Genomic DNA, 13,116 nt, shown 5'->3' on the forward strand with positions numbered 1-13,116 from the left:
AGAATCCTTATGTATTACAGAAGGGCACCTCGATCAATTGCCTTATTGCGAATCTGAAGAGCCTGGAACCATTGGAGTCTCGTGCCCATTCTCAATAAGATTTGTATTTTTCGAGGTGCCCAGAAAGTATTGGAACTTTGGTACACATTCAAGGGAAAAATGATTAATAATCCCAAATTCGTTGTGTTCTTAAGTCAAGATGGATAAAACCCTTACGAGCACCACGACCAAATCCACCTTCCCATTTCCCTGCGTTGTACCATTCTTGTTCAAACCGAGATTCCAAATCCGAGATAGAACCTTGGGCTGGACGTAAATCTACTGCATAACCAAACGGGTGATTAGCTCCACTTCCTCCCACTCGTCTTTCTACATCTTTTGGGCGATACCAAGAATTAACTAGTAGCGCAGATCCCCACCATTCGCGCACTTCATCTAGCCTACGGGCCAGCTTGATCACATTTTTTTTGTGCGTAGGATCTGTAACGATACGTTCTCTACTGTGTGCACTGACTTCGCCTACAGTAAAGTAACGACTAACAGGAGATGACCATTTGTCCCATTGAACTTGATCCCATTGAGGCAGCGTTTCTAATAGAGCTTGCGGTTGTGAAGTCGGTTCTGGTGCTTCTGTCCAGGGTAGCTGCCAATGTTCAAGAAAGATATACCAACTTCCTGCATCATGACTCAAGTTAACTAAGGCATGCCCTCCTAATTCTGTCTCCAAGCTATATTCACTGAAATCTTCAATGAAATAGTATTTCCCTTTGGAAACAAAAGCCTTTTCAGTCTCATCTAGTTCGCTAGACTGCTTATTCCACTCTTTTTTTAGCCAAGTATCATTCAGAGCTATAATTTTTTTAGGGCTTGAGAGTACTGCCTCTTTGCTATATTGAGCTAGTAAATCCTTCGCTTCAGGAAATACGCTTTTAATCTTGCTGACATAACTTGGATCGGCAGCATAACCTTTATCCCAAATATGCTGCAAATACCCTTCAGGGTTATCACTATATCCTTCCCATCCTTTATAGGGAGAATTAGGTCGATCAACAAATCGCCAATATCCAATTGCAGCATGTTCTGCTGTTTTCCATTTGCACCAATGTTCTCCGTTAGGTTCAGTTGGAGTTTTTAACCAAATTTTATGGGTAATTTTATCTGTATATTTATCGTCAATATTATCTCTCCATTTGAGTCCACCAGGATTTCCAGCCTCTTGAAACAGATGACTTGTACCTCTTGCTGACTCAACAATTCCCTGTGCTAGTTGAACAACCCGTAAGCTACGAGAAGGATCGGGTATCTTATCAATTGTTGCAACAGCCTGGACATAATTTTCCCATGAGAAGATCATAGCTTTCCTCCTAATAAAACGAAGCCAATGTTGAAAAATAACTTATTTCTTCATCTTCAGCCTCATTCTCAGAGCGTGAGAAGAACCCTAAGCTTTAAGCTAAATAAAGCTTTTATAGAAATGCCTTGAACTAAAAAGACTTGGTCAGATGAAGGTGAGATTGTAGGTGACCATGCCAAGTATAGATACTCGGTGGGTAAGGTGCCTTGCAATGTAAAAATACTTCATGTTTAGTACGGAATTATTCATGAATGAATTGCTATCTCCGCCCATAGCCCCAGGCCCCCTCACAACCTACTCTGACTCTTAATCCTCAAATAACTTTCCACCAACGGTTCCACAATTTGGTGGGCGGGGGCATCTAGCACCAAAACCCCTCGTTTTTTTAGGCGGGCAAAGGCCGTTTCGCGTTGGCTCAGCAAATCTAGGGCCACGGCGCGTTGGTAGGCGGCATCCACTTCTGTCGTGGGTTGGTGGGCTTGGCGGTCGATGGCGGGGTCGCGCAGGGTGATGCAGAAGGGCAGGTGGCGGGGGCGTAGGCGGGCCAGGGCCGAGAGCAATTCTGCGCTGGCGGTTTCGTCCACCAGGTCGGTAATGATGACCACCAGCGAGCGGCGGTGCTGCTGTTGGGCGGCGTGGGTGGCGGCGGCCAGGTAGTCGGATTCCTCCAGCACGGGTTCGATGGGGGTGAGCCGTTCGATCATCTGCTGAAAATTGGCCCGTCCGCCCTTGGGGGGAAGCCAGGTGTGGAGGGTGCGGTCAAACACGCCCAGGCCCACCCGATCCCCCCGGCTCACCCCCGCCAGCGCCAGGGAGAGAGCCGCATTCATGCCCCAATCAAACCGGGTGAGGCCCTGCACCTGGGCGGTCATCAGCCGACCGCGATCGAGCAGAATCAGCAGGGTTTGTTCCCGCTCTGGCTCTAGCACCCGCACCAGGGGCTGGCTAAGGCGGGCGGTGGCCTTCCAGTCGATGAAGCGTAGGTCGTCGCCGATGCCGTATTCCCGCAGTTCGGCAAATTCGGTGCCCACCCCCAGCCGTCGCTTTTGCTTCAGGGTGCCCGTGGCCTGGAGGGCGAGCTTCACCGAAAGCTGGTGCAGGCCGATCAGATCGGGGTAGACGGCCACGGTGTCGGCGGCGGGGATCGTCCAATCGGCCCAGGCCAAACCCAGGGGGCCAAGCTGCTGGACTTGTACATCGCCCCAGGGGTATTCGCCGCGCCGTTTGGGGTGGACGGTGAAGGTGAGGGTTTCTGGCTCGCGGGCCTGGAGGGTGACGGTGAGCGGCATGGGGGTGCCGTCGAAGTCGGTGGGGTAGTTGTCGAACAGGCGTAGGCGGGTGCGGTGGGGCGCTTCGGCCTGAAGGGTGATGGGGTTGTCTCGGCCAATGGAGAGGCGATGGAGGCGATCCCGCGTGATGGTGGCCCGCCGCGACTTCACCCGCCAGCCGTCCCACAGCATCGCGAACAGGACAAGGCCATCGAAGAGTCCTAGCGCGAGCAGGGCCAGCCCTAGACGATTTGGCCCCTCAAAAAAGTTGGCCAACAGCGTTGCCACCAACCCGCCCCCCAGCAGCAGGCCGTAGGTTTTGCCCGTGGGAACGATGGCCATCAGCGGGGCACCGCCACGGCATCCAGCACGCCCTGGATTACCCGATCTGTGGTGAGGCCATCCAGTTGGGCTTCGGCCCCCAGCACCAGGCGATGGCGCAGCAGGGCCGGGGCGACGGCTTTGACGTTATCCGGCGTGACGTACTCCTGGCCGTTGATCCAGGCGTGGGCCTTGCTGGCGGCCAGCCACTGCACCGTGGATCGGGGGGAGGTGCCCAGTTCTAAGTCGGGGTGCTGGCGGGTTTTGTGGGCCAGGGCCAGCAGGTAATCCAAAATCGACTCCTGCACGGGAACCGCCTTGGCCTCCTTCCGCGCCGCCAAAACGTGATTGGCGCTAACGATGGGCTTCAGTTGGCCGATGTCGAGCCGCTTGGCCTCAAATCCGGCCTGGGCGTTGAGGAGCATCTGCTTTTCGGCGGCGGGGGCGGGATAATCGACCACCAGCTTAAAGAGAAATCGGTCGAGCTGGGCCTCTGGCAGGGGATAGGTGCCCTCAAACTCCAGGGGGTTCTGAGTCGCCACCACCCAAAACAGGTCGGGCAGGGGATGGCTAGTGCCGTCCAGGGTGACTTGCTGTTCCTCCATCGCCTCCAGCAGGGCCGATTGGGTTTTGGGCGGGGTGCGGTTGATTTCGTCCGCTAGCAAAACCTGGGTAAACACCGGGCCGCGCTTGAGGGTGAAGGTGCGGTTCGTGAGGTCAAAGACGTTGGTGCCGGAAATGTCGGAGGGCAGGATATCCGGCGTGAGCTGAATACGGGCGAAATCCGACTGAATTAGCCGCGACAGCACCCGTACCAGCAGGGTTTTCCCTGTCCCCGGCACCCCCTCTAAAATGACGTGCCCCCCCGCCAGCAACGCCACCAAAAGCTGCTGCACCAGGGCTTCTTGCCCCACCACCACGCTACCGAGGGTTTTGCCGATGCGTGTGATCGCCGCCTGAAGGTCGCTCATGGTCGTTGGGAGTCTCCGGAGGAAAGGGGCTGTAGGGATTGTACCCGCTGGAGCCAGTCTCGCAGTTGGGTTTCGGTGTGTGGGGTGGGCGGATTGAGTAGGTCGGCCAGTTCCCCAGAGCTACGGCGGTACTGCTGCACCCAGGCCGCTTGCAGTTGCTCGGTGGGGACGGGGATTTCCCCCAATCCCAGCGCCTTTTGTAGGGTAATGCGCTCCGCCTGACTGAGGGTTTGCACCACAAAATCGTGGCTATTCGCCTTGTGCAACACCCCCGCCAGTGCTTGGATGTAGGCTTTACTGTTGTCGATTTGGGGCGTTTGCAGCCTGCGCCGCTGCCCCAGCCGACGGTTAAAGGCCAGCAACGCCAGCAGCGTCACCGCCAGGGCTTGCAAGGCCAAAATCAGCAAGGGCGTTTGACCCAGGTAGGCCAGCCAGTTGTCGCCCCCCGCCTCAGAGGTCACAGCGTCGGCATCACGATAGCCGTGCAGGTACTCGTCAACCCACACCCGCCCGCCCTCGCCAGTCACCAACTCCGTCAAAAACGCCAGATTTCCCGGCTGATTCAGGTAGGCATTGGCCCCTAGGTGCGGGGTCGTGATGGCCATAAAGGATTGACCCTCTAAATACTCCTGCTCCCAGGCCACGGCACCGTACTCATCTTGCAAAAGCACCCGCTCCGAATAGGCCACATCGTAGCGGCGGCGGGTATCGATCTGCACAGCGCCCTGGTCACTGGTCAGCACTTGCGAAAAAGGCGCTGCCGTTGCCGGAGCTTTCCAGCCCAGCACCACCAACCGATGCCCCGCATCCAGCCAGTCCGGCATCCATGGAATGAGGCCGTACACATTCTGCTGGTCGATAAATCCGGGCAGTATAGCCACTAGGGTTTCTGGGCCAAGGCCCTCACCCCCAGCCCCTCTCCCCAAGGGAGAGGGGGGCCGGACAGCGACCTCTTCAAAGTCCCTCTCCCCCTGGGAGAGGGATTTAGGGTGAGGGGAAATCTCGGTATTGGGGAGGTTTGGCTCACCATTGGCTCCGTTTTGGCCCTCACCCCCAGCCCCTCTCCCCAAGGGAGAGGGGGGCCGGAATGGGTATGAATTTGCAAAGGAATCAGGGTAAGGGGGGCGATCCAGATTCAATGTCGTTGTGGTGCCTTCGGAGCTAGGGGGGATCGGCTTGGGCTGGGGTTTCTTTTCTGCCCTGCCCACCTGCTCCAGCAAATCCTCCACTGGGCGCTGCCACCGCTGCACGGGTATGCCCTGCTGTTCTAGGGACTTGTACCAAGCGCTATAGCCCGCTGGCCCCCGGTGCCAGGTGGAGCCGCTATCGAGCCGACTGGTGGCCGGAGCACCGAGCAGCAGCAACCCCAGCAGGAACACTAGGGCCACAGACCCCAAAATTATCGTCCGTCGATTCCAGGTCAAGGCCGTTTTCACGATTGGGCAATCTCCTGGTAGGCGCGGCGGCAGCGCTGGTAGGTTTCCTCCGTGGCTTGGCCGTCGCCAAAGGTGAGGCGTTCGTGGGTGCGAATCAGCAGTTCGTAGGGGCGGTTCGACGCATCCACCAGTTGGGCTAGGTATTCGCCATCGGTGCGGCTGGGGCGGTAAATGACGGTTTCGGTATCGTTGAGCCGCGCCAAACCCGCCATATAAAGCGCCTTACAAGCCGCCGCATAATCGCCCTGCTGAGCCAACCGCTGGGCTTCCTTCCACCAGTAGGCCGCTTGCCTCAGGGCTTCTTCGCGAATGGCCTGACTTTGCCGAATCCCCGGTGCTTTAGGACGGTTCAGATACGCCATCACCCCCTGATACAGCAACCACGCCAGCCACAGGGCCAGCCCCGCCACCATCAGCCAAAACAGCCCACGGGCCAAGGGTTCTAGCCAAGCCCAGCTTTGGATTTCTGGGCCATCGATATTAATGCGCGAAAATTGGTAATCAAACCATTCCCCCGTGCGCTGAACGGTTTGGCGAATTTGCCAGGACAAGGAATTGGTACGGTGGGAGAAATCCGGGGGCATGGCAACAAAACACCCAGCGCAAACTGGCCCCATTATGCCCCACTCCCTAGCGAATACCCAGGCCAGCCCCTAGGGCAAATCCCTTCCCCACGCAGATCCATGACAGACCTTGCCCTTCGCCTTGCCACCGCCGCAGATGTTCCGGCCCTCGCCAGCCTTTACCGCGAAACCGTCCTTACCCACGCGCCCCAACACTACAGCCCTGTCCAAACCCAAGCCTGGGCGGCTTTTGGGGCAAATACCCCTGCGTTTCGTCGTTTTATCCTAGAAGCGACCACCTACGTTGCAGAAATCAAGGGAGCCGACACCACTGCCGAGATGGGCATTAATCCAGATTCACCGCTAATCCTCGGCTTTGGCGGACTGGCGACAGATGGGCACATCACCGCGCTTTACGTGCGCCACAATTGTCTCGGTCAAGGCATTGGGTCGCACCTGCTGACCACCCTGCTGAAAAAAGCCCATCAGGAAAATATGCCCCGCCTCTACGCCGAAGCCAGTGCCTTTAGTCTGGGCCTATTCCAAAAGTTTGGCTTTCGCCACTACGCTACCGACCGAGTAGAACGGGGTGGGGTCGAGTTTGAACGCTATCTAGTGGAGAAACTGACTCAGCCCTCGGCGGCGACACCAGAGTCGCTAAGCAGTCGTCGGGATTGATCGCTAGTATGGAGAATGTTCTCCCTTGTGCGACTCGCCATGTCTACCGTTGCTCCGCCCCTGTCATCCGCCACGCTGGATGACACCAAACATGGATTGCCCGTCACCATCATCACGGGTTTCCTCGGCAGTGGAAAAACCACCCTGCTAAACCATATTCTGACCAACCAAGAGGGTCTAAAAACCGCCGTTTTGGTGAACGAATTTGGGGAAATTGGTATTGATAACGACCTGCTTATCACCGCCGACACGGGCGATGATACCATGGTAGAACTTAGCAACGGCTGTATTTGCTGCACCATCAACAACGACCTAATGGAAGCCGTCTACAAGGTATTAGAACGTCAGGACAAAATCGATTATCTAGTCGTAGAAACCACGGGCTTGGCCGATCCACTGCCTATTGCCCTGACATTTTTAGGCACAGAATTACGGGATCTCACCCGCTTAGATTCCATCGTGACGGTGGTGGATGCTGAGAACTACAGCCTGGATTTGTTCAACAGCCAAGCGGCCCACAACCAAATTGCCTACGGCGATATCATTCTGCTGAATAAAGCTGACCTAGTGGACGATGCCGACCTCGATCTGCTGGAGGTGAAAATTCGCGACGTGAAAGAAGGGGCGCGAATTCTACGCACTGTGAAATCCCAGGTGCCCCTGCCGCTGATCCTGAGTGTGGGTCTGTTTGAAACCGACAAATACTTCGCCCCCAGCGATGATCACGACCACGACCACGATCACGATCACCATGATCACCACGGGCATGACCACGACGATCACAGCCATTGCGACCACGACCATGGCCACTGTGAGCATGACCACGACCACGGGCACGACCACGGGCACTACGCTTCCGACCACCTGGCCATTGATGGCTTTACCTCCCTTTCCTTTGCCAGTGATCGCCCCTTTGCCATTCGCAAGTTTCAGCACTTTTTAGACAACCAACTGCCCGAAGCCGTCTTTCGGGCCAAGGGCATTCTCTGGTTCGATGAAAGTCCCAAACGCCACATTTTCCACCTCAGTGGTAAGCGCTTTTCCCTAGATGATGACGATTGGAAAGGCGCACCCAAAAACCAACTGGTGCTGATTGGCCAAAACCTCGACCACGACACCCTGCGAGAACAACTCAACCACTGCCTCTGTATGCCCACTGCCAACCGAGGCAAGGGTTTCGGGCGGTAGGTACTACCAACCCAAACCAGGGTTCTTCACACACTTCCTGGTTTGGGTGATCTCTATGCCATCTTTACCAAGGCTTAAGTTCTCGCTAATCGAGGGTTAAAGGCATCCTTACCTAGGCTCTGTAGGATAAGCTCCGTCACACTACGCGGGTTTCCATCTGGCTGAGCCATGGCGAAAAACAATTCTTTCTTTTCCAGCATCAAGAACGCGATCCACTCCGAAGACGCGGTCTACAACACCTCGAATAACGACTCCTTTGATCAAGTCCTGGAGCGGGCTAGGGTCAGCCGTCGCGGGTTCCTGAAGGGCGGTTCTTCCCTGGCGGCGGCTTCGGTGCTCGGTATGGGCTTGGCCCTGGGCACCGATAGCCTAAAAAAAGGGGGATCCCAGGCGGTTGCCTCGACGCGGAGTCTGAGCTTTTCCCCGGTAGCTAAAAATATCGCTGACACCCTGACCGTACCTCCCGGCTATACGGCACAGGTGCTGCTGGCCACGGGCGATCCCCTCAAGGCCAACGTCACTCCCTATAAAAACGACGGTACGGATAACGACTTTGACGTGCGGGCGGGCGACCACCACGACGCCATGCACTACTTTGGCCTGAATCGGGCAGGCAACGGCTGGGACCCCAACGGCACCGACCGGGCGCTGCTGGCCATTAACCACGAAGTTTGCGAAGACGTGGGTTTTGTCCACCCCAATGGCCCCACGGACTACGGCCCGGAGAACACCAATGCCCGCCCCACGGTGGAAATTGACAAGGAAGTAGCGGCCCACGGCGTCACCATCGTGGAAATTGTGAAGCAGGGCAACACCTACGAAATCAATCGCAACTCCCGCTTTAACACCCGCGTCACCGCTGCCACCCGCTGCCAAATCACTGGCCCCGCCCGCCGCAGCGCCATGATGGTGACGGCCTTTTCCCCCAGTGGCGAACAAACTCGCGGCACCCTCAACAACTGCGCCAACGGCTACACCCCCTGGGGCACCTACCTCACCTGTGAGGAAAACTGGGCCGGATACTTCCACCGCCGCGAGGAGGACAGTGCCCGTACCGCCAATGAAGTGGCTTCCTTTAAGCGCTATGGCATTGGCAACGCCACCTCTGGTCGCTACAACTGGTCGCGCCCTGGGGCCAACGACCGCACGGATATGTACCGTCGCTGGGATACCAGCAAGACCGGAGCCCGCCCTCAGCAGGACTTCCGCAACGTGGCCAATACCTTTGGCTGGGTGGTGGAAATCGACCCCTTCAACCCCAATGCCATGCCCCAAAAGCGTACCGCCATCGGGCGGTTTGCCCACGAGGGCTGCTGGGCGGCTCCGGCGGTGGCAGGGCAATCCCTGACCTTCTACTCCGGCGACGATGCCCGCAACGAGTACATCTTCAAGTTTGTCTCCGCCGCCAAGTGGGATCCCCGCGATGCCAACCGGGGTATGGCCGCTGGGGATAAGTACCTGAACGAAGGCACCCTCTACGCCGCCAAATTCAACGACGACGGCAGCGGCGAGTGGTTGCCCCTCACCCTCAGCAATCCGGCCATCGCCAACTACGCCGACTACGATTTTGCCGACGAAGCCGACGTGCTAATCAATGCCCGTATCGCCGCCGATGCCGCTGGGGCCACCAAGATGGATCGGCCTGAGTGGGGTGGTGTCAGTCCGGTGAATGGGGAAGTCTACTTCACCCTCACCAACAACGTCTCCAGCAGCAGCGGGCGCGGTGTACGTACCGCCCTGGATGCCGCCAACCCCCGCTACTTCGCCGACGACAAAGACGGCAAGGTGAGTTCCGGCAACGTCAACGGCCACATCATCCGCTGGCGGGAAGCGGGCGACAACCACACCGCCACCCGTTTCACCTGGGATGTGTACCTATTCGGTGCCCGTTCCACGGCGGATGCCAACGTCAACCTGTCTGGCCTCACCGAAGAAAACGCCTTCTCCAGCCCCGATGGCCTGTGGTTTAGCGAAGCGGTGCCCGGTCTGCTGTGGCTGCAAACCGATGACGGCTACATGACCAACACCAGCAACTGCATGATGCTAGCAGCGCTGCCCGGTCGGGTGGGCGATGGTGGCCCCAAGACGGTGCTGAACAAGTCGGTGCCCATCAACAACAACGCCGACCAAGCGGTGCAAACCTACGTGGGCCAAGAGGCTAGTCCCACGGTGCTGCGGCGCTTCCTCGTGGGGCCACGGGATTGCGAAATCACCGGAATCACCGAAAGCCCCGACGGCAAGGCTATTTTCGTCAACATCCAGCATCCCGGCGAAAATAGCACCTCCGCCTACGACCCCACCCAGTTCACGAGCCACTGGCCCGATGGTGGCAATGCCCGCCCCCGTTCGGCCACGGTGATCATCACCCGCAACGACGGCGGCACCATTGCGGTGTAGGGTCATCCGATCAACGCAATTTCTGGGTTATCAGAATCTAGATAGATCAGAACCCAGGGTTCTTTGAGAACCCTGGGTTCTTGTGATATTGGTTCCTCATCAGAATGAGACAAGCTATAAACTGAAAGCCTAACTTTAGTAGAATGGCACTGACATAAGAGGGCAAAAAAGGCTTCAAGCGCTTGATCTGTAAGAATCAAAGCGTCGAAGCCCATAACTATGCCTCTATGATGCCGAATCGTGCGGAAGTCCTCAAGGAGAAATACCAGAACAGTACCGGTTTAGCGTTTGCCAAGATTCTACCGGAAGCTGAGATCCAGTCTGTGCTGGACGAGCAAGGAATCGCCTATCGCCAAGTGCTCTACACCCCGATGGTGGTGCTGTGGAGTTGGATCTCTCAAGTGCTCGACGTTGATGGCAGTCTCAGCCATGCCGTCAAGGGAGTAGTGACCTGGATGAGTCTGGCGGGATTGGATCCGCCGTCAGCGGATACCGGGGGCTATAGTAAAGCGCGTAAGCGCCTGAGTGAGTCAATTTTTCCGCCCCTATTACAGCGAGTGGCGAGGGCGTTGCAGCGGCAGGTGACGCCCGCTCAACAGTGGTGTGGTCGTCCGGTGAAGGCCTTTGACGCGACGACGGTCTTGATGAGTGATACCGAGGCTAATCAAGCGGCGTATCCCCAACACAGCCATCAGAAACCCGGTTGTGGCTTTCCTATTCTCAAGCTACAAGTGTGGTTTCGCGTGATGACTGGAGCAGTCTTGGAGGTTGCCATGGCTCCCTTTCGGGTGAGTGAATGGCGTTTAGCCCGCCAACTTTATCAGAAGCTGCGCCCGGAGGATGTGGTGGTGGCCGACTCGGCCTATGGCACCTATGTGGATCTGGCCTGGGTCGCCCTGAGGGGAGCCGATGCCGTCTTTCGCAAGCATCATCAGCGCCGTTGTGATTTCAGGCGGGGCAAGAAATTAGGGATTGGCGACCACATCGTCCGCTGGCACCGCCCCAAGCAATGCCCCAAACCGCTCTCGCCTGAGGAGTTTGAGGCCCTGGCTGACTCGATTGAGGTGCGCGAAGTCTATATCTCTATTCAAGTGCCTGGGTTTCGTCCCACCAACTTTGTGGTGGTGACCACCCTGAAAGACCCCAAGCGCTATCGCAAAGCCAAATTGGCCGAACTCTATCGGCTCCGTTGGCAGGCCACCGAAGTCAATCTCAGACATCTCAAAACCACCTTAGCCATGGAGATGATTGCCGCCAAAACGCCCGCTATGGTGACCAAAAGTATTTGGGTTCATCTGTTGACCTACAATCTGCTACGGACGCTCATGTGGGATGCGGTGGCCAACTCCGAGGTCGCGGCTTTACGGGTCTCCCTACAGGGCGCTCGGCAACAATGCAATCCCTTTCGACCCGAGTTTCTCCATCTGGCTCCATCCCAACAACAGCGAGGCTATCAGGCTTTGTTAAGCGCTGTGCGACAGCTGATTGTTCCGTTTCGCCCGAACCGTTCAGAACCCCGAGTCGTGAAACGTCGTCCCAAACCGTTCCCGAGAATGCAAGAACCTCGCTCAGTCCTGAAAGCTAAGCTGGCCGCTTGATAGGGCTTACGTCAGTGCCATTCTACTTTAGTAGGTTTTCCAGGTTCTCAAGCTTAAGCTGCAATCGGGCTGTTCCTAGCTTCGGTTCTTACGAGGAATTGTAAAGACTGCTCCCTCTAATTGTTGTGTTAGCCTCACCTGGCAACCGAGGCGAGATGTTTTAGATAGTCCATAAGCTAAGTCAAGCATATCATTTTCGTCATCCGAGATTCCTCCTGTCATAGGGAAGTGAGGTTCATCTACAATGACATGACAAGTTGTACAAGCAATTGCGCCTTCACAAGCAAATTCCAAATTAGCAAGTTCAGGATATTTAAATTTTAAATTTAGGAGTGTCTCACCCTCTTCTCCGCTAAGTGAAACCGTTGATCCATCAGATAGTACAAACTCAATGTTCACGGTGCTCATTTCTTGTCTCCTTGCCTGGGCAAATTTTGTTAGCGGGATGTGGTAGTGCATTAATCTACGGGCCAGAGAAAAATCAACCAGAAACAGCAATCTACTGCCGTAAGGTCTTCAGGGTCGCCTGATTATTCTCTAGGGCACCTCGATTAATTGCCTTATTGCGAGTTTCTGGAGCCTGAAACCGTTAGCCTCTCGTAGGCGTTCTCAATAAAATCCGTATTTTCCGAGGTGCCCTCTAGCCTGTACGAAATAGGACTACCTGGGCAATAAAATTTTGTAAATCTCATTATCTAACATCAGCACCCTAAACTTTTCAACTTGTGGAATCAATGCAAGAATTTCTTTTACAACTTTTTCAACTGGAAAAGCTTGACCATCCGTTGTAAAAAGTGAATCTCCGTCATCATACACATAGTCAAATTCTTCTTCTGTAACATCAAAGGTTGTAAATTCAAAATCAGCATTTACAGATAGATTTTTTTGTGAATTGGTATTTATATTTTCTAAAACCAACTTCACGGTTGAGCCACCACTACCTTGTGGGCACCTCGATTAATTGCCTTATTGCGAATCTGAAGAGCCTGGAACCATTGGAGTCTCGTGCCCATTCTCAATAAGATTTGTATTTTTCGAGGTGCCCTTGTATAACAAAATCCTTTTCTTTTACTTCATAGATATCGCCGTCACACTCAACAATATTCCTAATACTTAATTCATTTGCCACAAGTTTTTTTGTCATAACCTTATTCCCCAATAAATATTATTTATTTTAGCTCTAGCCCTCGTTGCCTGTCAATCCGCTGCACTGGGGTGTTAGCTGAGAAACGCACCGATCATACGCAACCTCACCTCACGACGAGATCCCTGGGTTTTTAAAGGATCCAGGGATCTTGCTGTTCAATCTCGCGTTTCTCCATCCCTCTGACCGAGCGGTAGC

At 55.4% G+C, this 13,116-nt stretch carries 11 protein-coding genes; 4 read left to right on the plus strand and 7 right to left on the minus strand.

Features of this window, described 5'->3' with window-relative positions; genetic code table 11:
* Window positions 1-163: 163 nt before the first annotated feature.
* From H6G62_RS00775 to H6G62_RS00795, 5 genes are all read right to left on the minus strand, one after another.
* Window positions 164-1,354 (minus strand): glucosaminidase domain-containing protein, encoded by a 1,191-nt coding sequence (locus H6G62_RS00775; protein WP_190492190.1) that lies wholly within the window; start codon window positions 1,352-1,354, stop codon window positions 164-166.
* A gap of 287 nt (window positions 1,355-1,641) precedes the next feature.
* The gene (locus tag H6G62_RS00780) at window positions 1,642-2,964 is read right to left on the minus strand and encodes a DUF58 domain-containing protein (protein ID WP_190492191.1); all 1,323 of its coding nucleotides are present in this window, start codon (window positions 2,962-2,964) and stop codon (window positions 1,642-1,644) included.
* On the minus strand, window positions 2,964-3,914 hold the full coding sequence (locus H6G62_RS00785) for a MoxR family ATPase (protein ID WP_190492192.1): 951 nt from the start codon (window positions 3,912-3,914) through the stop codon (window positions 2,964-2,966). The genes H6G62_RS00780 and H6G62_RS00785 overlap by 1 nt, the downstream gene beginning before the upstream one ends.
* The gene (locus tag H6G62_RS00790; RefSeq protein ID WP_190492193.1) at window positions 3,911-5,350 is read right to left on the minus strand and encodes a DUF4350 domain-containing protein; all 1,440 of its coding nucleotides are present in this window, start codon (window positions 5,348-5,350) and stop codon (window positions 3,911-3,913) included. The genes H6G62_RS00785 and H6G62_RS00790 overlap by 4 nt, the downstream gene beginning before the upstream one ends.
* Window positions 5,347-5,934 (minus strand): DUF4129 domain-containing protein, encoded by a 588-nt coding sequence (locus H6G62_RS00795; RefSeq protein WP_190492194.1) that lies wholly within the window; start codon window positions 5,932-5,934, stop codon window positions 5,347-5,349. Before H6G62_RS00795 ends, H6G62_RS00790 begins: the two co-directional genes overlap by 4 nt.
* A gap of 99 nt (window positions 5,935-6,033) precedes the next feature.
* Between H6G62_RS00795 and H6G62_RS00800 the strand changes: the two genes are divergently transcribed.
* The 4 genes from H6G62_RS00800 to H6G62_RS00815 all read left to right on the plus strand — a co-directional run bounded on the left by H6G62_RS00800 (window position 6,034) and on the right by H6G62_RS00815 (window position 11,774).
* A complete protein-coding gene (locus H6G62_RS00800; RefSeq protein ID WP_190492195.1) occupies window positions 6,034-6,591 on the plus strand; it encodes a GNAT family N-acetyltransferase in 558 nt (185 codons plus the stop codon).
* Window positions 6,592-6,630: 39 nt separating this feature from the next.
* Entirely contained in the window at window positions 6,631-7,779 is a 1,149-nt protein-coding gene (locus H6G62_RS00805; RefSeq protein ID WP_190492196.1) for a GTP-binding protein, read from the plus strand.
* A 168-nt stretch (window positions 7,780-7,947) separates the two neighbouring features.
* A complete protein-coding gene (locus H6G62_RS00810) occupies window positions 7,948-10,176 on the plus strand; it encodes a PhoX family phosphatase (RefSeq protein ID WP_190492197.1) in 2,229 nt (742 codons plus the stop codon).
* Window positions 10,177-10,403: 227 nt separating this feature from the next.
* Window positions 10,404-11,774, plus strand: a complete 1,371-nt coding sequence (locus tag H6G62_RS00815; RefSeq protein WP_190492198.1) for an IS4 family transposase — start codon at window positions 10,404-10,406, stop codon at window positions 11,772-11,774.
* Window positions 11,775-11,849: 75 nt separating this feature from the next.
* Here the strand turns inward: H6G62_RS00815 and H6G62_RS00820 are convergent, their stop codons facing one another.
* On the minus strand, window positions 11,850-12,182 hold the full coding sequence (locus H6G62_RS00820) for a 2Fe-2S iron-sulfur cluster-binding protein (RefSeq protein ID WP_190492199.1): 333 nt from the start codon (window positions 12,180-12,182) through the stop codon (window positions 11,850-11,852).
* 252 nt (window positions 12,183-12,434) lie between these two features.
* Entirely contained in the window at window positions 12,435-12,698 is a 264-nt protein-coding gene (locus H6G62_RS00825) for a hypothetical protein (protein WP_190492200.1), read from the minus strand.
* Window positions 12,699-13,116: the final 418 nt, after the last annotated feature.

It is taken from the genome of Phormidium sp. FACHB-1136 (genome assembly GCF_014697375.1).
Lineage (GTDB): Bacteria > Cyanobacteriota > Cyanobacteriia > Phormidesmidales > Phormidesmidaceae > Nodosilinea.

What these genes read in the sequence shown, in the direction of transcription:
- H6G62_RS00775 (WP_190492190.1), bottom strand. Translation starts at nt 1,354, where the DNA reads ATGATCTTCTCATGGGAAAATTATGTCCAGGCTGTTGCAACAATTGAT.
- H6G62_RS00780 (WP_190492191.1), bottom strand. Translation starts at nt 2,964, where the DNA reads ATGGCCATCGTTCCCACGGGCAAAACCTACGGCCTGCTGCTGGGGGGC.
- H6G62_RS00785 (WP_190492192.1), bottom strand. Translation starts at nt 3,914, where the DNA reads ATGAGCGACCTTCAGGCGGCGATCACACGCATCGGCAAAACCCTCGGT.
- H6G62_RS00795 (WP_190492194.1), bottom strand. Translation starts at nt 5,934, where the DNA reads ATGCCCCCGGATTTCTCCCACCGTACCAATTCCTTGTCCTGGCAAATT.
- H6G62_RS00800 (WP_190492195.1), top strand. Translation starts at nt 6,034, where the DNA reads ATGACAGACCTTGCCCTTCGCCTTGCCACCGCCGCAGATGTTCCGGCC.
- H6G62_RS00805 (WP_190492196.1), top strand. Translation starts at nt 6,631, where the DNA reads ATGTCTACCGTTGCTCCGCCCCTGTCATCCGCCACGCTGGATGACACC.
- H6G62_RS00810 (WP_190492197.1), top strand. Translation starts at nt 7,948, where the DNA reads ATGGCGAAAAACAATTCTTTCTTTTCCAGCATCAAGAACGCGATCCAC.
- H6G62_RS00815 (WP_190492198.1), top strand. Translation starts at nt 10,404, where the DNA reads ATGATGCCGAATCGTGCGGAAGTCCTCAAGGAGAAATACCAGAACAGT.
- H6G62_RS00820 (WP_190492199.1), bottom strand. Translation starts at nt 12,182, where the DNA reads ATGAGCACCGTGAACATTGAGTTTGTACTATCTGATGGATCAACGGTT.